This is a genomic window from Pontibacter populi, from assembly GCF_019336435.1.
Classification (GTDB): Bacteria; Bacteroidota; Bacteroidia; order Cytophagales; family Hymenobacteraceae; genus Pontibacter; species Pontibacter humidus.
In genome coordinates this window covers 338,110-362,056 of record NZ_JAHWXQ010000002.1, presented here as the reverse complement: position 1 = coordinate 362,056, position 23,947 = coordinate 338,110, and the positions used below count along the sequence as shown (strand labels likewise).

The window sequence follows — 23,947 nt, the reverse complement described above, 5'->3', positions numbered from 1 at the left end:
TCTGGAGAATTCCGAAGTGGATAGCGGCTATAGTATTGCCTTTTGCTTGTTAGGTATGCTTTCAAGTAGGGGAGAATGTATTATCAGGGTTATAATCTAAGATCGTATGAGTTCACAAGGTCAACCAAACTTCCTGCTCATTGTAGTGGATGATATGGGCTATTCTGACTGCCAGCCTTTTGGTGGGGAGATCAGCACACCTAACCTGCAGCAACTGGCAGACAACGGGGCGCGCTTCCGGAATTTTCACACTTCTGCACTGTGTGCGCCTACGCGGTCCATGTTGCTTTCCGGCTGCGATAACCACCAAGCCGGGCTGGGTAATATGCCGACAGCGCATGCTACCAACCAATACATGCAGCCTGGCTACGAAGGCTACCTGAACAAAGATGTGCTGACGATTCCTGAAATTCTGAAAGAGGCTGGCTACCATACCTACATGGCTGGTAAATGGCACCTGGGTGAACTGGAGGGTTTCAGGCCCCATTCCAGGGGATTTGAACGAACCTTTTCTTTTTTAGGAGGCGGCGTCAGTCACTTTAAGGACCAGCGTGCCCTGAGCGAATTTGAGCAGCCTCACACAGAGTACTCGGAAAACGGAGAAACAGTAGAAACCCTGCCCGATGATTTTTATTCTTCGGATTACTACACCGATAAAATGATACAGTACATCACCGAACAGAGCGACGGTGATCCTTTTTTTGCTTACCTGGCCTTCACATCACCCCATGATCCTTTGCATGTACCGGATAACTGGCTGGACAAATACAAAGGTGTGTATGATGGCGGCTATGATGCGATTCGGGATCAGCGCCTGCAGCGGATGAATGAGCTTGGCTTGGTACCGAATGATTTGACCCCAAATGAAGGCAGCGGAGAGTTTAAAAAATGGAACGAGCTGACGGAGGAGGAACGGACAGAGGCATCAAGAAAAATGGAGATCTATGCCGCTATGATCCAGAACCTGGACTGGAATTTAGGGCGCTTGTTCGATAAACTGAAAGAGCTTAACAAATTCGACGATACCATCATTTTCTTTTTGTCCGATAACGGAGCAAACCCAAAGGAACCTCACTTTTATGCGCCGAACACGAAGGAGTCTATTGCCAGGGAGTATGATAACCGCCTGGAAAATTATGGGAGGATCAACTCGTTTATTTCCATAGGTGGGGCCTGGGCCGAAGTGGCCAATACCCCGTTGTCTTACTTCAAGATCACAACCTATGAGGGAGGCACGCAAACGCCCCTTATTGTGTCGGGCAGGCGAATGCACAAACGAGGCATTGTTACCGATGAAGTGCTTCACGTTACCGACATCCTGCCTACTATCCTAGACTTTGCCAATATCAGATATCCGAAGGAGAAAGGATTAAAGCCACTTTACGGAATTTCTCTGAAGCCCTTTCTGCAGGAAGAAACCAAACAGCCGGTACGAAATACTTTTGATGTGCTTGGCTTTGAAATAACTGAATGCAAGGCCATTATGAAAGGTGTCTGGAAGCTGATCTTTATGCCGCCGCCCTATGGTGAGGGAGAGGAATGGCATTTGTTCAACCTTAAGGAGGATCTAAAAGAAGAAAACAATGTTGCCGCACAATTCCCTGACAAGTTCAATGAGCTGAAAGCCGATTGGAATGCCTATGCGCTTTCTGTGGGGTATATCAGAGCAAACGGGGAGAGAGCAGTGGCCAAATTAGGATTTGAAGAATTTTACCGTTTTGATCCGAAGCACCGGATAAATCCAGAAGCGGGAATCGGTGGAGATGCTAAAAAGACCGGCAAAGCGCCTAAAGCAGGTACGCCTAAAAAGAATGCTTCGAAGCAGAAAGCATCTAAAAAGAACATTGAGCCAACCGAGTTAGGCGATTAACGATAGCGCGTATGTCTGAGAGTTTCTTCCGCATAACAGCTTTATCCACCATCGTTTTGTAATACATGAACATAAAACCGGAAAACAGAGAGAAGCCAGTAGAGCCTCCGGAAGACCTGCTTCCGGGGGAGGCAACGCTCAAACGCACCGTTGAGGAAAGTCGCCAGAAGCAGACAAAAGTATCAACGCTGAAGGATGATGCCAATGCCGGACTTACGGTGGCCATGAACGAAATACCGGATGGAATGGCCTGTGGCCTGCTGGCTGGGGTAAGCCCCATTATGGGGTTGTTTGCAGCGGTTTACGGTTGCCTGGTTGGTGGTATCTTCAACAGCTCAAAACTGATGATCATTTCCACCACCAGTGCGGCTGCTTTTCTGTTGTATCAGCTTACTCAGGCTTACCCGGAAGCGCAACGCGTAGATGCCCTGCTTTTACTGGTCATTCTCTCAGGTGCACTTATGATTCTGATGGGACTGTTGAAGCTTGGGAACCTGGTGCGGTTTGTTTCGCACTCTGTTATGACGGGCTTTCTGGCGGGCATTTCCATCCTTACCATCTTAAGCCAGTTGCCAACGCTTTTCGCTATCCCGGCGGAAGGTGGGAATAAGGTACTTCAAACTATAAATCTGTTTCAGAACATACAATTAACCAACTGGCACGCGCTCATTCCCGGACTGGCTACCATCTTTTTTATGTTAGTGCTGCCCCGAACGCCCTTAGGCAATAAAACGGCTATAGTTTCCATTGCTCTGCCCTCGCTTTTTATTTTTTTCATGAAATGGGCTGATGTAGAAGTTGTTCATGATGTTGGGGAGATACCAAATGGATTACCTCCCTTCCGGCTGCCCGATTTCTCTTTGCTGCAGCCAGCCTTATTCAGTGGTGCACTATCCATGGCTCTCATCTCCCTGATTCAGGCGGCCGGTGTAAGCCAGAGCGTACCTAATCCGGATGGGTCGCGGTCCAACACATCCAAAGATTTTATCAGTCAGGGCATCGCCAATGTTACCTCCGGGCTGTTCGGTGGCATAGGCGTTGGCGGTTCATTGGGTTCTACTTCGTTAAACATTGTATCCGGGGCTCGAAGCCGATGGGCAGGCATCTTTTCGGGTTTGTTGGTGCTGGCACTCGTACTGTTGCTGCCTGCTTTGATCGGGAATGTTGCCATGCCGGTTCTGGCGGCTATCATGATCTATGCTATGGCAAGTTCCCTGAAACTGGAAGAGAATATGCAGGTATGGCACGCCGGATGGGCTTCCAGAATCGGCCTTATCTGCACCTTTCTGGTCACGCTGTTTATGCCCGTGCAGTACGCGGTACTGATCGGTGTACTGCTATCTTTTACCCTTTATTTCCTGACATCGTCACGGTTGGTAAAGCTGCACCGACGGGAGCTTGTAAACGAGAGCTGGTTTAAGGAAATAGGCATGCCTGCTGAAATAGAGAGTGAGGCCATACACATATTTGCGGTCGATGGTGATCTGCATTTTGCCGGTGCCCGAATCCTGGAAAACCAATGGCCGCTCATTGCTCCACAAACCCGGCGACCTGTCATTATCCTGGAGATGAGGGGCCGGAATAACATTGGTGCAACCCTGACCGAGGTGATCGAGAATTTTTATGAAAAGATCAAAAAGGCAGGGGGCCGGTTTTACATCACAGAATTAGGAGAGAACAGTTTTGCCGCCTTTCAGGCGCAGGCTACCCCTGAAGTTTTAGAGGGCATAGAACTGCTGAAGAAAGAAGAGATCATAGGAAAAAGCACCATACAAGCGGTTCAGGAGGCACAGGATTGGCTTAAAGGTGGTGAAATTGCAAATACAAAAGTGTTCTCGTAAAAATAAGCTTAGAACTCAATTTTAGAGGAAATAGAAAATGAACCAATTAAAAGGAATACACCACGTCACAGCGATAACCAGTAGCGCGGAAAAGAACTATGCGTTTTTCACCAATATACTGGGTATGCGCCTGGTCAAGAAAACAGTTAACCAGGATGATATTCAAACCTATCATTTGTTTTTTGCCGATGACGTGGGAAGTGCAGGTACCGACATGACCTTCTTTGATTTTCCGGGCATTCCCAAAGGGATACACGGCACAAATGAGATCTCGAAGACGTCGTTCCGGGTGCCAACCAATGCAGCGCTGGATTATTGGGAAAGGCGATTTGAGCGGCTGGAAGTGAAGCACTCCGGCATTGAAGAACAGTTCGGTAAAAAGACACTTTCGTTCGTCGATTTTGATGACCAGCAGTACCAACTGATATCCGATGAGTCAGATAAAGGAGTGAAAGCCGGAACACCCTGGCAAAAAGGCCCCGTTCCGCTGGAACATGCTATTACAGGTTTAGGGCCAGTATTTGTGCGCATTGCCAACTTTGATGCTTTTAAGGAAATACTTGAAAAAGTGCTGCTATTTAAAGAAACTGCCAAGGAAGGCAATTTTCATTTATTTGAAATGGGTGAAGGAGGAAACGGTGCCTCGGTTATAGTTGAAGATAACCCTGAGCTGCGGCAGGCACAACAAGGTTTTGGTACGGTACATCATGCAGCTTTTCGGGTAGCCGACCGGGCCGTGTTAGACGAATGGACAGAGCGTATGAGCAGCCTCGGATTACCTACATCAGGATATGTTAACCGTTACTTTTTTGAGTCCTTATACACTAGAGTGGCACCTCAGATTTTATTTGAGCTTGCGACGGATGGTCCGGGTTTTATGGGCGATGAACCTTATGAAACGCTGGGTGAGAAATTGTCTTTGCCTCCCTTTTTAGAACCAAAACGAGCACAAATAGAGAAATTAATCCGACCCATTGACACGGTGAGAAGCAAGCAAGAATTCAAAAAAGAGTAGATACTATGTAGACAGTTGGCCAGGCAGAAGTGTATAACATTGGGTTAGAAATATATTTTGAAAGGACCATCTATAAAAATCCAATAACCTATTTTGATGCCCAATAGTGTTCTGCCATTCTTCCAATTCAAGCGTTATATTTTCCACCGAAACCGGCAATGCCTCTGTTAGCTTCACCTATTGCGCTGTTCAGTTTTTAATGTCCAAGACGCAATGAGATAGCTGGTATTACGTTGTATTCTTAGAATTTTAATCAGCACATTTTAGCGAAACATACTTACGTCGTATTTGAACTTATACCACTGTTTCCAAAGTTGTTATACCATGGCACAAATACTTTTTTGTGCTTTGAACACCTCACATTAATTTTCGCTACTATGTTAAAAAAGCGTATTTCTCAGCTGGTTTTCCTTTTTGTTGCGATGTTCGCTACGGCTAGCCATGCTCAAGCCCAGACTATAGCCGCACACGAGGCCTGGCTGCACCAGTACAATGCGGCCATGAAGCAGGCAAAAGCAGAACACAAACCTGTATTAATGGTATTTGCCGGCTCGGACTGGTGTAAGCCCTGTATCCTGCTCAATAAGGAAGTATGGAATACCGACACGTTTGCAAAATATGCCAAAGATAACCTGGTGCTGTTAGAACTCGATTTTCCGAGATTTAAGAAAAACCAGTTGCCCGCCGAGCAGGTAAAACACAACGAACAGCTGGCCGAAAAGTACAACACTGAAGGCGTATTCCCGCTCGTAGTTCTGGTGGATGAAGATGGAAATGTAATTTCGAAGACCGGCTACCAAACCGGGGGGCCTGAAGCTTACGTACAACACCTGAACAAACTGTTGCACCACTAATATAAACCATTTCCTATGCTGCATCGCCTGAGCTTGTTTTTTATAGTTTGCCTGCTGCTGATACAGACACAGGCGATAGCAAAAGGAGCACCTTCTTCTGCCAAAGCGCACAAGAAGGTGCTCCTTTTAATGGGTACACGTTTCGAGCTGGTAGCTGTTTCGGAAAACGAGCAACTGGCTAACAACGCCATAGACGCCGGGGTAAACGAAATAAAACGCATCGAAGCCCTGATCTCGGAATGGCAGCCCACCAGCCAGACCAGCGCCATAAACCGCGCGGCAGGCTCCATGCCCGTTTCCGTTGACCCGGAACTATACAACCTCATTTCCCGCAGCATAAAAATTTCCAGGCTTACTGATGGTGCTTTCGATATTTCGTTTGCAGCCGCTTATAAATTATGGAAGTTTGATGGCAGCATGACCCGACTTCCTGCTCCTGAAGATGTGGCTGCCTCTGTAAAGCATATCGGGTACCAGCGCATTAAACTCAACCCTGCCAACTATAGCGTATACCTGGAAGATCCGGAAATGAAGATCGGGTTTGGTGCTATTGGAAAAGGCTATGCGGCTAACCGGGCCCGTGATGTGATGCGTAAAATGGGCATTAAAGCCGGTGTGGTGAATGCGGCAGGCGACATGACCACCTGGGGCAAACAACCCGATGGCCAGCCCTGGTACGTAGGCATTGCTGACCCTGCAGAAAAAGAGAAAGTATTTAGCTGGCTTATGGCCAGCGAAACAGCGATTGTTACCTCCGGCGATTACGAAAAGTTCGCCCAAATAGACGGCAAGCGCTATGGCCACATCATCGATCCAAGAACCGGCTACCCGGCCACCGGTTTAAAGAGCGTGACCATTATCTGCCCTGATGCCGAGCTGGCCGATGCCCTGGCGACCGCTACCTATGTACTTGGCCCGGAAGACGGCTTATACCTGATCAATCAACTGAAAGGAGTGGAGTGCCTGCTGATAACGGATAAAGATGAAATGCTTGCCTCCGATAACCTGAGCTTACACTTTTATCAGAACAGGAAATCCCCTGAGAAAAATAACAAAACAGCCAAAGCACAACCGTAATCCCCTGAACTATGAAAACGCACTTAAAACCATTAGCTGTTTTTGCAGGCCTGCTTATAGTTGGCTTGCTGAGCAGTTGCGAAACGGTAAAGCCATATCAGAAGTCGTATCTGAACGAAGAAGAAATGCAGTTGAGTGCCCGCAAGGTGCAGACGTTTGAAATGAATTTTGAAAGCTACCGGGAAGGGGCATCCGGGGCGACAGGCGGTAAAATGGGAGGAGGCTGCGGATGCAACTAAGGTATATCGGGATGTTGGTGGCCTGCTCGGTGGCTACGGTAACGATGGCGCAAAATACAACAACTACAACTGCTAAAGGCCGCAGGACACGTGAATTGTCGCCGGCTGAAGTGAATATCCTAGGCAGCTACTATAGCCAGACAGGAGAACACTCCCCGGTGACAGGTGGCATTGGCACCGAAGAACTGACCGATGTTACGCCCACCATTATCGTGAATGTGCCGCTGGATACAGTTACTAACCTGAGCGTGAATTTTGGGATGGATTTCTATAGTTCGGCTTCTTCGGATCAAATAGACTATAACGTTTCCGGCGCTTCCAAATCGGATACCCGTACCCACCTGAATGTAGGTATAAGCCGCCGCAATAACACCCACAGAACTATAAAGGGCATTACCATCGGCGGCTCAACCGAGTATGATTACCAGTCGGTATCGGTAGGAGCGAACTGGGCTATCGTTTCTAAAGACGGAAACCGGGAACTGAGTCTGGGTGCGCTGGCCTTTTTCGATACCTGGTCGCGTATTTATCCCATAGAACTGCGCGGGCAGGGACAATTACTGGACGAGGACAAACGCCAGTCCTATAGTTTGTCTGCCACGCTTTCGCAAGTCATTAACCGGAAAATGCAGGCTGCGCTCTCATCAGAGGTAGTGTACCAAACCGGTTTGCTTTCCACGCCTTTCCAAAGAGTCTATTTTGCAGATCAGGAACTTCCGGACATAGAACGCCTGCCGGATACCCGGTATAAATATCCTGTCGGGTTGCGGGTTAATTATTACACATCCGATTATTTGACCATGCGTTTCTTTTACCGCTTCTATTCCGATAGCTGGGGCATGACGGCCAATACCGTGGAACTGGAAACGCCGATCAAAATAGGGCCGTTCTTTTCGTTTTACCCCTTCTACCGCTACCACACTCAAACGGCAGTAGATTATTTCTCACCTTACAAAGCACATCTGTCTACCGAAGAGCTTTATACTTCTGACTATGACCTGGCGGGCATTAACAGTCATAAAGCCGGGCTGGGCGTGCGCTATTCTCCACTAGAAGGTATCACTCACTTTGGGTTGCCTTTTTCCAGCAATTCTACACAGTTTAAAAGTATAGAAGTGCGTGGCGGCAACTACTGGCGAAGCGACGGGCTTAAGGCCTTTATTATCAGTGCAGACCTGGGCTTTACCATTCCGGGTAATAAGTAGGTAGTATCATTTTCTGAAATTTAGCGGCGTATGAAACTGGTTTCTCTTTATAACAGCAGGTACAGCTTTTTCCTGTTTATTTTGCTAACTATAGTTTCCACTGTGCATGCTCAGGTACCGGCTGTAACTATAGATACAATTAGGTATGGCCATAGCTTGGATACATTAGATCAGGTTATTAGAATAGAGGCTCAGAAAGAAAGCAGTCAAAGATCAACAGTTATAAAAAATGTAGCCTTTATAGTTGCCGGTGCTGGTCTCTGGACAGCGACTTTTGCCTGGGTGGATGAGCCGGTTCAGCGGTATATGTATTCCCACAGAACATCGGCAGGAGATAAGATTGCTGATGTTTTAGAGCCGCTGGGGCGACAACATTACATGCTGCCCCTTGCTGTTACAACTGCTGCGACAGGTATGCTCCTAAAAGATAAAAAACTGGAAAAAGCCGGCGTGTTGGCTTCCGGCAGCATTATAGTTAGCGCAGGTGTTACAGAAGCACTTAAGCATGAGTTCCATCGGCACAGGCCCAACAGCGGCGATGATAATCATTTTTTTGATGGCCCGTCCCAGAGCCCGGCCCACACTTCCTTGCCATCTTCGCATACCACAACTGCGTTTGCAGTGGCAACATCTGTAGCTTCCGTCTACCGGTACGAGCATCCTATAGTTCCGCCCATAGCTTATGGTATTGCTACTCTTGTTGGGTTATCGCGCATTAACGATAACGCCCACTGGACAACCGACGTTTTAGCGGGTGCCCTAGTGGGGTATGTTTCAGCAAAAGGAACACTTTATGTGTATGATATGCTGGACCAAAAACTGAAGCTACGTAAACAAAAACTGTTGATCACGCCTCAGCCCGGTATACATTCAGGAGGGGTAAGTGCGCTGCTCATTTTTTAGCCATAGATTCGCTGCTTTTCAGTATCCCGGGTATGCTATAGTTTGCCAATGGCTAAGCTGTTACCAGCCGGGGTGTGGAAGATCGTATGTCGCAAATTACCAGATCTAATGCCTGGTATTTTTCTTTTGTATTGGAGTTCATCCAGGTTAATGAATAAGGCTAACCCGGCGGCGTTACGACTATAGGTAGGGATAAAGGTAAAGGGTTTACGGCCCCAGCGGTTACGATGCGATAGGTACGAAAGGTGTGAGGATAAAATACCGATTCCGGCCCCTACAAACACATCAGACTGCCAGTGCTTGTTCTTGAGCATCCGAATAGCGCCCACGCTGGTAGCGATACCATATGCCCCGACGCCATACCACTGGCTACGGTGCCGTAACTCTGTATGCACGATTGATGCCGCCAGGAAAGCCTGGGCAGTATGCCCGGATGGCATGGATTTGTCATCTTCCCCGTTTGGCCTTTCCAGGTTCGTTATCTCCTTCAGGCCAAAGACCATGGCAGCCATTACTGCTTCGGCTTTAAGAGTAACCAGCGCTGTGTTCACAAAATCGTTGTTTGATTTTACCTTTAACAGGTTTACTAGTGCCAGCTCTACATAGGGTGCAATCAGCAGCGCATCATCTAAACTTGTGTCAAAGTTAGGATGACGGCGTAAGATATCGTCCCGGACATCATAGCTTGAGTAGACGCCATTATCTTTTATCGTGCTTACCCCATACCCGATAAGCACAGCTGGGATTATAGTTGCTTTAAACAGTTTAGATTTATAGAACGGCACGCGCAGGCTATCGGGCCGGGACTTCTCATATTTTCGGAGTGTATCTGTTTCCTGGGCCAGCAGTTCCTGTCCGCACGAACCCAGCATCAGCATGAAAGTAAGCCAAAGCGTAAATAAGTTTTTCATAGGCTTTTCGGTTTAAAATACGGGTTGCATCATGCAGTTTTAGCTTATTGATCAGTAATCTGTTAGCATTCAAGGGTTAGCTATTAGCAGTATGTCAGATGGATCGTGGCATGATTTATAATACTGTTTTATACAATGTTGGCAGAAACCACATGTAATTACCTTTCCACTCAAAATTAGACGCTTGCTATAGTTAGATATTCCGGTTAGGGGTTCCCAAGTTTACTATATGAAACGTGCTCATTTTTAGAGAGTTGAGTTAGTGGTATTCGGTAATAGAAAAAGTATGACTGGGCCGTGCAGCGCTAATAGATTAGTAGATGGTACTTCCTGGAAGTTGGAGCTCGTTGTCGGTTAGGGGAGAGATTGACACGCTTATGTGCAGGTGAATTTACTGCGGTCTGCTGGATCATCGCCATAAAAGCAGCACCATAAATTACCATAATGCATTCGTGCGGACTTTCAGAGACGCATACGTTGCGGCAACTGAATTACTCCTCAACAAATTGCCGCAAATCAATTGTATTTGTTTTATAAAAATGAAACAAATACAATTGATTATTAACGGACAAAAATAACGATCATCATCTGCTAAGAACAATTTTCCTGCTATGGCTATAGTTTGGAGTTTGAAGTTTTAGTAGATATATACCTGATGCAAGTTTTAAGTCTGGTGCCCATTCAAAATTATACCTCATTTTTTCCTGAACCTGTCCCTGAAAGAGCGTATCAATCAACCTGCCGTTAATGTCATAAATTAACAGGCTCATTGGCTGCGATTCCTCGGTAGTAAGGCTTATGTTAATTTTTTCAGCAAAAGGGTTAGGGTAAGAATCTAATTCTGGATTTTGGCTTATTGAAACCAGAGCTTTTACATTAACCACACCTGGAGCTGTTTTATCTATAGTTGTAAAGCTCCTACTTGCAGACCACTTACTATTAACTTTAGTGGAATCTGTTGCCCTTACCCGCCAGAAATAGGTTACACCATCTTCAAGGCCTGTAACAGGAATAGATGTTTTCAAAATACCAGTCTTATCATATACTATACTTTTGAAATCAGCCGCTGCTGAAATTTGTACCTGGTAAGAATATGCACCATCAGTTGCTTTCCATGTTAAAGTGGGAAAAGTAGAAACACCTACAGCCCGATCTAGAGGCGTAGCTAAAACCGGTGCTTTTATAGTTTTAATATCGGGAGGCTGAATTTTTAAGGTTGTTCCGGCAATATCTTCCCAACTATAATAGTGGAAGGTTTTATTTGCAGACATCGCTACGAAAAGGCCTTTAGGGAAATGAGGAAGTAAAGGATAATTTATCATTTCAGATCCATCACTGGCATCTGCTTTTACCTTTACAACTTTTAGTAACTGGTGGTTGTGCGGGTTTGAGGCTGTGCCTTCCCGGCTATAAATATGAAATTCATCTGCTGCCTGATCTGAAACAAGTATATAGCCTGTACCATCATTAATTTTATATATTGATATTCCTTCCTGGTCTCTGGCAAACCCTTTATTCGCAAATAATGCAAGTTCCTGATTTCCTTTCTCCGGGTCAGCATAGTACTTTCTGACACCCTTTCTTTCATCAGAATAATATACATATCCGAGTTCATCATCAACAGCAATGGATTCTATTTCCTGAGTCCCGCTATAGTTGCCGAATTTTCTTACCAGTGTGCCCTTCACATTTCCCGAACCATCGTCTTCCAGTAAATATTGCCATAAGTAGGTGCCGTTTTTGGGTCCGGATTTACGGCTGACGATAGCATAAATTTTACCATCTGATGCCCTTTCGTACAGGGCAATGCCCATAGGCTCACGCCTGGAACCTGATTCTCCTTTAAACACAGCAATTCCCCCTTTGTCTATTGGAGTCATGTCAGGAACTGAGAACACTCTAAGCTTTTGGCTTTTACGTTCTGTTGTTACAACTATATCTTTCTTATTGCCCTGTAAGAGCATGCCATAGGCTACATCTACATTATTAGGATGCTTTAAATTTTTGACAATAGTTTTCGTTTTACCAGTCAAATCATACACGTATAGTGCTCCCTTTGTATCAGAACCCTTGTCAGTACCAATTACCAGGCTTTCTGACGGTTTAAGTTTGTTTACCCAAATGGCAGGATCATCAGAATCATAAACTACACGCTCAGATACAAATTTCGGGTTTATTACGCTTTGGGCGTTTGCAGATATACAAAAAAGGACTGTTAAAATGAGTGAGTAAAGTAGGACAGAGTAGTTAAAATGATTATGAATTTGATGTTGTTGAAGTGTAGGCTTCGGCATAATTAAAAAGACTAAAATTACCTTCAAAATTTCTGATTCTGCATGAACCACTTTAAGGAAAGGGTTTCTAAACGATTGGATGTCATTAGCCCTCAGAATAAGTTATTAGTTGGTAGAGGGTATTCTAAAGCCTAAAGCCTGATGTTTACGCTGGAGTGTTATGAATTGTAGGAGTAGTAACTACCCGGTTTAGTAGATGTATTTGCTATACATCGTAACTATAGTTTACCGTATGCTTGCCCAAATATTATTTTGGAATGAATATAAGCTAAGTATATAAGAAAGATTTTATAAAAGAGGTGTTAAGAGTTTATCTGCTAAACTTCCATACGTCATAATTTTCTGTTTTACCGGAATATATATTGGGTATAGTCTTCTTATATTATATGAAGTGCAGAAAATTATGTTTAAAATACTATAGTATTATTTGCTAACAAATGTATAGGTACTGTTAGTGATGAATCTTAACTGGTAGACGTGTATGCCACGTATTACATTGCTAAAGCTTTTGCAATACGCTGTCAAATGAGGAAACTGTGCTTCTTTATGAAGTGATACTTACTAAGTAATCCGTAATATTTAGTGTATCAGCAGTATTTGATTTTTGCTTGAACACTTCGGAGAAGAAAGATTTATATGAGTAGGCCAGACATATAGTTTATAATAGTCCGGCCTACTTATGCTACTTTCTTAAAGGGATTTTAAGTATTCCTCCAAGTCCTTTTTCTCTGATGGTGTTAGTTTTAATGCTAAGTGATCATCATAATGATTAACGACATCACTCAATACAGCGAACCTGCCATCGTGGTAAAATCCGCCTTTGGTTCTTGTGAATAAGCCGCCCAGTGGGGTAGTGCGGTACTTACCTGTTGGAGATCGCATGGCTTCAAAATCATCTATTCCTATTTCTTCTGCTGTATGGAGTACATTATCTGCCAATAATGGAGGCGTGTGGCAGGTAGCACATTTTGCTTTGGTCAAAAAAAGTGCTTTTCCCCGGCCAGCCATTCTGCGATCGAAACTGCCTGCTGGAGGTTTAGGAGCGTCAAGGGAATGTTGATAGGCGCGTAAAGCCGGCAGCTTAGATGAAACCAGGTCCGGTGTATGCATTACATTATAGAACTGGTTTTCAAAAGCTATCGGGTATTTTACCGGATCATTTAAACGGAAGTCTGTGAAGTTGCCTTTTCCATGCATTTCCAGGTTGGCTACAAATGAATTCCAATAGGTTATATCGCCCCAGCCAGTGTACGTTGTCAGTTCTATGCCCCTCAGGCCGAAGGCGGCAGGAAGTAAGTTGGCGGCTACTTTTCCATCCGGGCGCATGGCTTTACCATCCATAAACAAGACTGCGGCAAACTTGCCTGGTCCCCATAATCCTAATACCGTTCTTAATGTAGTTTCATCTACATGCAGCATATCCGCTATCGGTTGTGCATTGTCAGTAAGTGAAATTATGGCCCCTACATTCAGATCTCTGTTGGGCCAGCCATCCAGTCGTTTACCAATGCCTGGTGCAAACGAATTATCAACCGTTGAATGACAGGAAGCACAGGTGATACCAACCGAAAGAAGATTGCCACCATCATCAAGAACTCCTTTTACTCCAACTACTGCATCCAGTTTTATAAGCTCAAGTGTAGTAGCCGGATCATTAAGATCTATAGTTCCGGATTTAATACCGGCAACTACTTCCGGCGGTAACGCTTCGGCATCTACTTTCAAGCCTACGGCCAAAGCAGTAGCGGGACTTACGCCTGGCCCGAACCCGCCGTTATTTGCACCAGCTATTGCTTTATCTATATGCAGGAGGCCGCTCCAGAAATCTTCATCGCCAAATGTATCATATCGGAAAATTACTTTTCCGTCATTAACCAGAGATTTGTGCGTGCTTTGAGTTTTTTCGGACGATGGATCAACTTCTTCCAAATCTTTGGAACACTGTACAAATACCAAAACTGCTGTAAATAATGTACAGACTAAGACGAGTGGTTTTATGTTTTTCATAGGAGGAGTGTTTTATATAGATTGATCTTATGCGAAAAAACTTTGAAATGAGCCACCACTAACTGTAAACCTGCTTTTAAAGGTATCTGGACTATAGTAGTCTGAAAGCTGATTTATCACTGAACGTTAGATAGAGAATGTGGCGAAGAGTTACATTTATTATTGACAAAATTACTTTGCCCTTTTGTATCTATTAATGCCTCGACACATCAGAAACCAGGAGCAGAATTAGCTTTTTTTCACGCTAACTTAAATGGAGGGGAGTAGAAGGAAGTAAACAGAAATTTCTTTGTTCGGTTCAGGAGGTATTGCATATAAGCGTTTCTATAAAAACAGGTTTTGCCACTTTTACCTGGTATCCCGAATGTGTTAAACATCCGGAATTGGGGTTGATTTTAAAAGAGTCAATAGTGCCGGAATGTTGATTGGCGACCAGTAAAATATTACTTCCTTTCACGACAGTGAATTCACGCGGCCATGCTCCACCAGAAGAAAAATTCTCCAAATAAGTCAGTCTCCCGGAGATATCATCTATAGTATAAACTGCCAGGCTGTTGTGCCCACGGTTTGAAGCATACAAAAACCTGCCATCGGATGTCAACCGGATGCCTCCGCATTTATTTTCTTTCTGATAACCTGCTGGAAGTGTAGAAACTGCCTGGATTTCTGTGAATGTCCCGGTATGTTGATTATAAGCGAGTGCAATAATGATGGATTGTAGTTCATGAATCAGGTAAGCAAAGCGCCCATGCGAATGAAAACGAAGTTGTCTGGGGCCTGCGCCAGGATGGGACTTAAAGGCAGTGATTGCTGTATCAGGTGAGATATCAGATCCGTCCGGATACCTTTGATAGGCAATAACCCTGTCGTTGCCCAAGTCTACAACAAAAGCAAAACGTCCGTCAGGGCTTAAGGTAATACAGTGTGCATGCGGAGATTCCTGTCTTTCTTTGTCGGGGCCGGTTCCGCGGTTTTGTAATTGTATGAGCTTCGAGGCCGAGGCGAGTTGCCCTTTTGCCTGAATGGGGAAGACGGAAATATTGCCGCCCTTATAGTTTGCAACCAATGCGCATTTTCCGTTAGGGCTCAGGGTTATATAAACAGGCAGACTTCCCAGGCTTGAGTTTCTGTTTAGCAGGGAAAGAAATCCTGTTTTCCGGTCCACAGCGAAAGCGCAAATTGCTCCGGCGGGGCTTCCCTGGTATTTTTCACACTCATTTACAGCATACAAAAACTGGTGTTGCACATCGAAAACAAAGTAAGATGGATTTTCTCCGCCTTTAAAACCTTTCAGTAACGTTAATGCACCGGTAAGCGGGTTTAACTTATACAGAAATATACTGTTCTCCCGGATAGTAGCATATGTCCCCACATAAACAAGTATGGACGTTGATACTATCGGGTTATAGTTTCCTGGTTCTATATTGTCTGGCATGCTATGTAAAGTCACCTGGCTTTGCGCCTTTCAAGCTTCTGTCCTTTAATTGCACAATCATGAGTGCTGCCGGTTCCTGACCAATCGTGCCGGAAAGATGCCCTTTACGGCCGTTCTTATCAGCCTTTGTGTTTTGGTCTCCGCCAAATGATACATCCCCTGGCCCCATTTCGGTACGTGTGCCATCCATAGTTTCTACAAACCATCGACCGGACAGAGGCACGATCCATTGTGGCTCAGGATTCTCATGCCAGGTACCGACCCAGCCAACAGGTAGTTGTGTGAACATTACATGGGCGTCCGAAGAAAGCAGATGGTCGTTCCATTGTGGTGCTGCGCCATCTCCAATACTCTCTTTCCTGAAAGATGTGAGTTCAGCTTTCGTTTGTCGGCTTATTCCTTCCTCGTCAGTCCAGACATGGTAATAGGAGAGGGTGGGCTTATGTTCTTTTTCAATTTCTGGCATTGCGTTATCTTTTTAATGTTTTCCAGTCGGTCGTTTGATCCCGGGTTCTCAGGAAACACTTTTATTTCACTTGTTGATGATGCTTCCGTGTTGAAACTATATTTCTAATCTGATCTGCAATCCATATTGGTACCTCCAGTGGGCTTAAATGACCAACATGTTCAGTAGTAATCAGCGTTGCCTGTTTCAACACCTTCATCACCTGCTCCTGAATAACTGCAGGAGGTATAATCGGGTCGTCATTTGAAGCTATTACAGTTATGGGCACATGCAGATGCTTTATTTTGCCCGCTATAGAAGAGTTCATACCCTCCAGGAGCCACCAGCGCCAGGTTTCCGGGTCAGTGGTAAGCTGCGTCTCGATCGCCAGGGCATGCTGCTCCTTTGTCAGGCTATGTTTGATGGCATTGGCTACACTCGTTTCTGCTTCATCCCGGTCGGGGTGATGCAGCATGCGGTCCTTTTCTTTTTCAGGCATGGGTTCTATGGTTGGTGGGGAAGGAGCGATTAAGATCAGCTGCCGGATGGCATCTATAGTTGCATCAGCTGCCACCTGCAGGGCAATCTTACAGCCCATAGAATGTCCGATCAACGTATAGCTTTCAACTTTCAGTTTATTCAGCTCTTCCCGAACGAAATCTGCAAAACCCTTTATAGTAGGAAGCTCGAGTGCAGGCGTATTACCGAACCCCGGCAGGTTTAAAGCTACGCAGCGGTAATTATCAGAGAGTTTTTCGGCCACCCATTGCCAGCTTTCAGCAGACCCACCAAAATAGTGCAGAAACACCAGCACCTTTCCTTTACTTCCCCATTCCTTAACTGTTTTTGAATTTGCCATGTGCTATAGTTTTAAAATGAAAAAATGGCCCGCTTAACCAAAGGCAGTTGCCACCGAGCCACCATCCACGCGGTAATTGCTGCCGGTAATATAGCTGGCGTGTTCGGAGCACAGAAAGGCGATTACTGCTGCAACTTCACTGGCTTTACCCCGCCGGTCTACTACAATATTCTCGCGCTTGTTCTTCAAAAACCAGGAGATGGCTTCGTCTTCAGATGAGTTTCGCTTTTTAGCCAGTTCTTTCATCATAGCGTCAGTCATGGGGGTGGCCACATAGGCCGGTGATACACAATTGATCATCATTCCCTGAGGCGAGTATGCTTTGGACAGGCACTTGGTCAGGTTGATGATACCGGCTTTACAGGCATTGTAGGGGCTTTCTTCCTCGTAAGGTTGAAGGGCATTTTCAGATGCGATCAGCACGATCCGGCCCCAGCCTTTTGTCTGCATCTGCGGGATAAAAGCCCGGCAAATACGCACGGCACCCATCAGGTCTGTATCTATAGTTGCAAACCAGTCTTCGTCGCTGAGTTTCAGGAAATCGCCGGCAGCGCCACGTATACCGGCACTGTTCACTACGATATCTGCACCACTAAATTTTTCTTTTGCCTGTGCTGCCAGTTGCTGTACTTCCTCATACTTAGTCAGGTCTGCCGTTACAGCAATTACCTTTGCGTTACTTTCTGCTTTGGAGCGAACTTCTTCAGCTGCTTTTTCCAGTTCAGTCTTAGTCTTATCATTCAAAATGATATTTACGCCTTCGGCTGCCAGCAATTTAGCAGTTGCCAGACCAATACCGGAATCAGCACCTGTTACAACTGCTGTCCGACCGCTTATTTTCAGATCCATAGTTTCATGATTAGATACACATAAGTAATATGATTTATTTACCTGGAACCGGGCTATTCATGCGGGCAGGCAGAGGAGATAGGTTGGCAGGTGGGCCGGCGCTTGTTGCTCCAGCTTTCGTGATGCGCCAGATTACACCTGTGCCAGGTACCGGCAGCGGGAACGGACCTGCACCAGCTACATCGCCATGGATCACCCCAATATCTACTACATAGAGTGTCTGTCCATCTGGTGAGAACCGGCCCTCAACGGGGTGCCTTGGGCCTGGCGTGACCACCGACTCCAATCCTTCAGGCCCAGGAGCGCTGTTGCTCAGAAATGGCTGTGCCTCTTTGGTAGTCGGATCAATGCGAACTACAACGTAACCTGTACCGGGGTGAGGATCGGAGGTGATGGGCGTGGCGGGGCCGAACTCAGCCAGAAACATATGTCCTTTGTAGCCGAAGGTATCATTGGTACTGAAATCGAACTTGGTAGAGGCCGCATTTTCAGGACGCGTGAGCCAGGGCTGCTCAACGGGTGGATGCTCAGCCATCAGGAATTTAAGCTTAGAACCACGTTCAGACTGGAACTGCGGGTCTGTTACTGGTATTCCGCTGGAATAATCCGGGTAACCGTACCAGCCGTCCTGGCGAATCTGGTAAATGTTGTCTTTGGCATTTGCGATTGGACGGCTGCCTCGCTCATCATAAGCATTGTCCGTTACATAGAGTTGCCCATCGGGGCCCCACATTACCCCAAACGGGTTACGCAGCCCCCAGGCAAATACTTCCAGCCCACTGCCATCCACGCTCATGCGAAGAATGGTGCCGCTGGCCTTTGTCTGTCCTTTTATTATGCGTTTATGTTCCCCGAAAGGCTGAAAACCGCGAGTGCGTACCAACAGCGAAGTATTCTTATTGCGGTTGAAGATACTCGTTACGGCGTACGTTACATTGCTAGCCAGGCTCAGTAAATTTCCCTGGCGTGCCAGCACATTACTCGCCTGCGGTGTCAGGAAGCTTTCACGGGCAAGCTTTATATCTTTGGCTGGAATATCATGGACATCGGGCCATAGTAGGAGCCAGATATAAGGGTAGGCATTGTCAAGGCCTACCACACCAGAATTGGTTGCCACGCCCTGTCCGAAATATATTTTACCATCCGGCCCCACGGTCATCTGATTATTGAAATGGTCGCCATAACTAGGCAGCCCCGTTACCACATCCTGAACTGCTCCGTTTGCCCCTACGGTAGATATTTTCCCTCTGTGTGATACGTATAGTTGATTCTGGTGCCAGAGTATATCGGTTATGGGGCCTATAAAGCTGTCAGCATACAAGTTTATTTCCCCGCTCTGACTGATGCGGAATATACGTGCTGGAGCAAAAGGATCTCCGTATACGTAGCCTGCTTCTGCCACGTATACATTGCCGCTTGCATCAAAGTCTACACTGGTAGGCCAGTTCAAGTCCTGCATAAATACTTCGGCTTTGTAGCCTGGCGGAACCTGCGCAGCAATGGCATCAGGCAAAGGAACCTGAGGCATTTCCTTTGTAAGTATACCTACCGGAACAGTAGTCTTCGGTACAGAGCAGGATACTAGTAATAAAATAAGCAATAGAGGACCTGTTGATTTCATATGTTATCAGTTAAGATGAAAAAAGTTAAAGGAGGGTGCTGGTAGGGATGAACAGGGATACCTCCCTAGCAATAAAATTGACTAAGGAAGTCAGGCTTAGGCGAATAAATGATATTTTTTCAGGATAGAAAACTAGATAAGTACACTTCTCAAGTGTGGCTTTGTCCTAAAATAAAATCAATGATAAATGCAGGCCTGGTCTCTTTATAAAGCAGCTAGGTGTACAGGAGGCGAACAGTCATCCGTTATCAATGTAAAGACATTGATATGCTGTAAGTAATTTGATGATACTGCTCGTATCCGCATAAGAAGTGCGATTATGATTTTGAAGGTTAGATAGAAGTAAATGCAAAAGGTTACAAGCACAACCTATTATTATACAAATATCTTACCCTAGTCTGAACGTACGGATGTTTTAGCAAAATGATTTGTGGTTAAGGTAACTGTATGGCTTATAATTTTATACAGCCTTAGGATGGTCCGTTTTGAATGGGGGAATTTATGAAACGAGAGGGATTAGAGTTCTAACTTGGCGGTAATGATCAGAGGTTTTGATATTAGGAATTATACCCAAAGACTGGTTTGCAGACTTACAGTGGCGCAGTATTGTGGGGGTACCTGTTGTTGCAGAACAACACATCTCCTCTACTAATGGGGTTAAGCCACCTCCTGATTTATTCTGCGCTGCCATATAAAGGGCAATGTGTAAATTGAAGTACAAATCATTTCCAGGAAAAGTGCAGGCTACCCTCACTTGATACTTGCACTGAGATTTAACTACATGAGCGTTAATAATGCAAGTTGTCTGTCAGGCGATAAAAAGGTGCTTCGGAGGTTAAATTGACTGTTATCTGAGAAGTTCGATAAGTCTACTTAAAGGTAAAATTTATCAAGCCAAAAAGCCACTCCATTTGCTGGGAAGCTGCTTTTTTATTAAAGTAGACCAAAGGAGTGAATGATCGATTCATTTCCACGAAAATTTAGTTGCATTAGAAACACATCTGGGAGAAGAAATACAAAATTAAATTAGAACCATGTTAGGTTAAATTTACTTAACGCGCTTTTGATTTCTCTTGAAGATGCCAACCCTACATTACTTCCCTTTAAACATTTCCCAGTACAGTAAGTTTCTCCAATGTTGGTTTTTTGCTTCCGCCAGCAGGCTCAAGTGTAACAGCGAAAGTCTGTGTAGAGCTAATATTTTTCATCTGCTGTAAGCCCGCTTTTCCGTCAGAAACATCTATCATACCGGCATCTATAGGCTTACCATCCTTAAGAGCCCATAACTGGTATTGTTTCCCTGCAGGAGGAATTGGAAGTTCTCCCTGATCCACATAAACCTGTTGCTGCATGGCATTCCAATATACTTTCATTTTAGCTTCCGGATGTGCTTCTACGCCATGCAATGCTATGACTTTAAAGTCAGGATTTTGTAGAATAGAGAGTAAAGTTTCCTGCTGCTGTAGTTGAAAAGAAGTGCTTCTATAGTTATGAGCCATCAGTTGCTCCGAAGCAATCACCCCAGCTAATCTTTGCTCTGCCTCCTGCCATTTAGTATAAAAATGAAAGCTAAGCCATCCTGAAAATAAAAAAAAAACTATACTTGCCGCCATCATCCACTTATAAGCCGAACCTTCATTACCTTCTTTTGGATATGGTAAAGTATATACTGGAATATCTTCTCCGGAAATTATCGTTCCTTCAGTCTTCTGTGGATTTGCAATTTGCTGCATGATCTTGTCTTTCAGCTCAGTCCTCGGGCTAATCGCATAACAGCTTGCATAAGATTCCATGACCGCACATGCCTCATCCAGCGCCAAACGTATTTCAGGTGAAGTGGCTGCACGATGTTCTACTTCTTCCCGTTCAGGCGGTGTTAGTCCTCCGGCTGCGTATAGTTCCAGAATGCCAGATGCTATGTACTCCTCGTTATGCACGGCTTTTAAAAAATCTTGATAATACTTTAACAGCGCTGCGAGCTCTGGTTTTGACAGTACCCAACGGTATATTATAGGCTTCAGCTATTTCACTTTGGGTTAGGCCCTCAAAATACATCAGGTCAATTACCTGCTTTTGTTCCGGGTTCAGGTCATTTACCATATCTCTTACACCAATGTGATCTGGTTTAAACTCATCAGAAGAAATGCCTGAATGAGCATTACCAGCAATATCTTCAGTTTTATTATTTACGCGGTGTTGTTTTGATCGGATTGCATCAATAGCCTGATTCCTGCAGATATTAATCATCCAGGTGAAGAGTCTACCTTTAGTGGTATCATAGTTTTCGAAGGAATTCCAGATCTTCACAAATGCGTCCTGTAACACATCTTCCGCAGTCTCATCAATCTTCACTATCTGCAAAACAACACCATAAAGCGTGGCACTGTACATATCATACAGCACAGCCATTGCCGAAGTGTCGCGTGCACGTAAACGTGCTACCAACTCCTCTTCGCATAGCTTAATTATAGGTTGTTGTTGATTTGTCAATTAGTTTGCCATACGTAAGTTAAAACATAGAAGGGTATTTGAAAGATACCAGATATTTGACATTTCTTACCCGAAATAAATTTTTAACTAGGCTAAGCTTAAAAGGTTTTCTGAGAAAGCTTTTAGGGTTATTTTTTTTCGTTTAGTAGGGTGCCTTCACCGGTAAGAAGCAACTATAGTTTAAGTTTTCGTGATCACCTTAACAATGGCTAGTGTTTACTGTAAATAGTACACGCCTGAGTACTGTTAGCTTTTTAACATCAAATCTGTATATTAATTAAAGATAGAAATAAGAAGCTAATGCCTTTATAGTTTCTAAAAAAAGAGCTACCATAAGTAGCTCTTTTTTTAGGTTTATGTAAAGTTATTGAAAATTATAGTTTACACTTTAAGTACCTATTCAAACAGCGAAACTATAGCTGCAACCTGTTCTTTTGTTAGTGGTTCATCAAAGGCACCGGAAGCAATTTCAGCTGAATAACCAGCCCCAAGCCTTGTAATGTCATTAATACCTCCTTGTGCCAGATTGCCTTCGCCAGCATAAACTGGTTGAGCACCCGCAGGCACATTGCTATTGTTGCCATCACCTACTATCCAGCCTTCGTTATTACGCATGCGTCTGATATGAGCTGCATGGCGTGCTTCTACCGAGTGTATCTGTAAGGCAGCAGTAAGCACGGCATCATTGTTAATGAGATTACCGGCCTGTCCCTTATAAGCACGCACACCGGTATCTTCAAAAGCCTGGGCGAGCGTCAGGAAGGTCTGGTAATTTGTATTCCAGTCCGGAAAGTTCTTGCCGAAATTAAATGTTGGTTCTGCAATTGGCGTCCCGTTCAGGCTTTGGATTGTTGTTTTAAGCAGTTCAACGTGTGCGGCCTCGTGCATCTGTATCTTTTGGATGGCTCCTTTTGGTGCACCATCAGGTATAAGTCCGTTTGCAGCCAAAGCCTGGGTGTAGAAATTCCGCTCCAGGTATTCCAGCTTCAGCGCAAAATTCAGGACTTCTAAAATGGTGTTAATGCTTTGACCATAGGCTTTTTGGAAAACTGAACCAAGTGCCAGCGGTATAGCTGCAAATGCAGCTTTTTTACTTATAGATCCTAAATTTTTAAAGGCACTGCGGCGTGAGTCGAGGCGGTTATATACTTCCGGATCAACTTTTTCTATATCTTCTATAATTTTGAAAATGTTCATAGTCAGGCTTATTTAGGTAAGTTATTAGCAGAGATTTTTGTCTTTATAAAGGCAGATGCTGCTGCAAGCACATCAGCCGGCATCATGGCAGGATCAAGCCCCTGGGTGCTAGCTGAGTCTGAGAAAGTACCATTCGAGATCAGATCGCGGATAACTGCTGCATGGCGTGCTTCAACCGAAACGATCTTTCCTGCCAGTGTCAGGAAACCTGCATTCTCCAAATACTTTCCGGCACCATTGTAAGCTGCAACACCAAGGTCTTCAAAAGTGCGGGCAGTAGTTAAAATGTTGTTTTTATCGTTGAAGTTGATAGTGCTGAAATTTACTTCCAGGTCTGGTATTGCGCTTGAGCCAAGCGCAGCTTTCAGGAAATCCCTATGGATACCTTCATGACCTTTGATATCCTGCATTATCTGCTGTTCTGTCTGGTTAAATAAACCTAATGATTTGGCAACAACCTCTGCATAGAAGGCAGCTTCTAATTGTTCCAAAGCATAGGCATAGTTAAGTATACCAGTATCACCGGAGCCAAGATCAACCGTATTCGGATCACGAGGCATATCATCTCCATCTTCGTCGCAGGATGTGGTGGCAAAAATTAGGGTAGTAAGAGCTGCAGTTGCTCCGACGTAGCGCATAAACATACGGCGTTGCATGGGGGCTGCCATTGTGCTTTCAAAGCTGGCATCTTTCTCAATAGCGGTGTCTTGTAGTTTTTCCATATTTTAAAACATATAGTAAGCAGATGATTGCGTGCTCTCGGCAATTCGTAAGTGCCGTAGAATTGCAAGACCTACGATGCCAGATAACCAACTGGATTTAGGTAAATGAAAAA

General features: G+C 44.9%; 20 protein-coding genes. 8 read left to right on the top strand and 12 right to left on the bottom strand.

Annotated elements, in window-relative coordinates:
- Nucleotides 1-106: 106 nt before the first annotated feature.
- The 8 genes from KYK27_RS08145 to KYK27_RS08110 all read left to right on the top strand — a co-directional run bounded on the left by KYK27_RS08145 (nt 107) and on the right by KYK27_RS08110 (nt 9,004).
- A complete protein-coding gene (locus KYK27_RS08145; RefSeq protein ID WP_199109540.1) occupies nt 107-1,870 on the top strand; it encodes an arylsulfatase in 1,764 nt (587 codons plus the stop codon).
- 65 nt (nt 1,871-1,935) lie between these two features.
- The gene (locus KYK27_RS08140) at nt 1,936-3,711 is read left to right on the top strand and encodes a SulP family inorganic anion transporter (RefSeq protein ID WP_199109539.1); all 1,776 of its coding nucleotides are present in this window, start codon (nt 1,936-1,938) and stop codon (nt 3,709-3,711) included.
- 37 nt (nt 3,712-3,748) lie between these two features.
- On the top strand, nt 3,749-4,726 hold the full coding sequence (locus tag KYK27_RS08135; RefSeq protein ID WP_199109538.1) for a ring-cleaving dioxygenase: 978 nt from the start codon (nt 3,749-3,751) through the stop codon (nt 4,724-4,726).
- A gap of 377 nt (nt 4,727-5,103) precedes the next feature.
- Nucleotides 5,104-5,580: a thioredoxin family protein gene (locus KYK27_RS08130; RefSeq protein WP_233150338.1), complete on the top strand. Its 477-nt coding sequence runs from the start codon at nt 5,104-5,106 to the stop codon at nt 5,578-5,580.
- Between the two features lie 15 nt (nt 5,581-5,595).
- A complete protein-coding gene (locus KYK27_RS08125) occupies nt 5,596-6,657 on the top strand; it encodes an FAD:protein FMN transferase (protein ID WP_199109537.1) in 1,062 nt (353 codons plus the stop codon).
- Nucleotides 6,658-6,668: 11 nt separating this feature from the next.
- A complete protein-coding gene (locus KYK27_RS08120; RefSeq protein ID WP_199109536.1) occupies nt 6,669-6,896 on the top strand; it encodes a DUF4266 domain-containing protein in 228 nt (75 codons plus the stop codon).
- Nucleotides 6,887-8,101 (top strand): DUF3570 domain-containing protein, encoded by a 1,215-nt coding sequence (locus KYK27_RS08115; protein WP_199109535.1) that lies wholly within the window; start codon nt 6,887-6,889, stop codon nt 8,099-8,101. The genes KYK27_RS08120 and KYK27_RS08115 overlap by 10 nt, the downstream gene beginning before the upstream one ends.
- Nucleotides 8,102-8,131: 30 nt before the next feature.
- A complete protein-coding gene (locus KYK27_RS08110) occupies nt 8,132-9,004 on the top strand; it encodes a phosphatase PAP2 family protein (protein ID WP_199109534.1) in 873 nt (290 codons plus the stop codon).
- A 35-nt stretch (nt 9,005-9,039) separates the two neighbouring features.
- Here KYK27_RS08110 and KYK27_RS08105 read toward each other — a convergent pair whose 3' ends face one another.
- From KYK27_RS08105 to KYK27_RS08050, 12 genes are all read right to left on the bottom strand, one after another.
- Nucleotides 9,040-9,915 (bottom strand): phosphatase PAP2 family protein, encoded by an 876-nt coding sequence (locus KYK27_RS08105; protein ID WP_199109533.1) that lies wholly within the window; start codon nt 9,913-9,915, stop codon nt 9,040-9,042.
- A 584-nt stretch (nt 9,916-10,499) separates the two neighbouring features.
- The gene (locus KYK27_RS08100) at nt 10,500-12,209 is read right to left on the bottom strand and encodes a phytase (protein ID WP_199109532.1); all 1,710 of its coding nucleotides are present in this window, start codon (nt 12,207-12,209) and stop codon (nt 10,500-10,502) included.
- A 690-nt stretch (nt 12,210-12,899) separates the two neighbouring features.
- Nucleotides 12,900-14,216 carry a hypothetical protein gene (locus KYK27_RS08095; RefSeq protein WP_219337357.1) on the bottom strand — a complete coding sequence of 439 codons (1,317 nt, stop codon included), beginning with the start codon at nt 14,214-14,216 and terminating at the stop codon, nt 12,900-12,902.
- Nucleotides 14,217-14,514: 298 nt separating this feature from the next.
- Nucleotides 14,515-15,651, bottom strand: a complete 1,137-nt coding sequence (locus tag KYK27_RS08090; RefSeq protein WP_199109530.1) for a lactonase family protein — start codon at nt 15,649-15,651, stop codon at nt 14,515-14,517.
- A gap of 1 nt (nt 15,652) precedes the next feature.
- Nucleotides 15,653-16,117 carry a hypothetical protein gene (locus KYK27_RS08085; protein ID WP_199109529.1) on the bottom strand — a complete coding sequence of 155 codons (465 nt, stop codon included), beginning with the start codon at nt 16,115-16,117 and terminating at the stop codon, nt 15,653-15,655.
- 61 nt (nt 16,118-16,178) lie between these two features.
- Entirely contained in the window at nt 16,179-16,955 is a 777-nt protein-coding gene (locus KYK27_RS08080; RefSeq protein WP_199109528.1) for an alpha/beta fold hydrolase, read from the bottom strand.
- A gap of 33 nt (nt 16,956-16,988) precedes the next feature.
- Complete coding sequence (locus KYK27_RS08075) at nt 16,989-17,804, bottom strand: SDR family NAD(P)-dependent oxidoreductase (RefSeq protein ID WP_199109527.1); 816 nt, start codon at nt 17,802-17,804, stop codon at nt 16,989-16,991.
- A gap of 34 nt (nt 17,805-17,838) precedes the next feature.
- The gene (locus KYK27_RS08070) at nt 17,839-19,425 is read right to left on the bottom strand and encodes a PQQ-dependent sugar dehydrogenase (protein WP_199109526.1); all 1,587 of its coding nucleotides are present in this window, start codon (nt 19,423-19,425) and stop codon (nt 17,839-17,841) included.
- A gap of 1,103 nt (nt 19,426-20,528) precedes the next feature.
- A complete protein-coding gene (locus KYK27_RS08065) occupies nt 20,529-21,362 on the bottom strand; it encodes an anti-sigma factor domain-containing protein (protein ID WP_199109525.1) in 834 nt (277 codons plus the stop codon).
- Nucleotides 21,355-21,915 carry an RNA polymerase sigma factor gene (locus KYK27_RS08060; protein ID WP_233150337.1) on the bottom strand — a complete coding sequence of 187 codons (561 nt, stop codon included), beginning with the start codon at nt 21,913-21,915 and terminating at the stop codon, nt 21,355-21,357. Before KYK27_RS08060 ends, KYK27_RS08065 begins: the two co-directional genes overlap by 8 nt.
- Before the next feature lie 396 nt (nt 21,916-22,311).
- Nucleotides 22,312-23,112, bottom strand: a complete 801-nt coding sequence (locus KYK27_RS08055; protein ID WP_199109524.1) for a ferritin-like domain-containing protein — start codon at nt 23,110-23,112, stop codon at nt 22,312-22,314.
- Between the two features lie 8 nt (nt 23,113-23,120).
- Complete coding sequence (locus KYK27_RS08050; RefSeq protein WP_317195904.1) at nt 23,121-23,834, bottom strand: ferritin-like domain-containing protein; 714 nt, start codon at nt 23,832-23,834, stop codon at nt 23,121-23,123.
- Nucleotides 23,835-23,947: the final 113 nt, after the last annotated feature.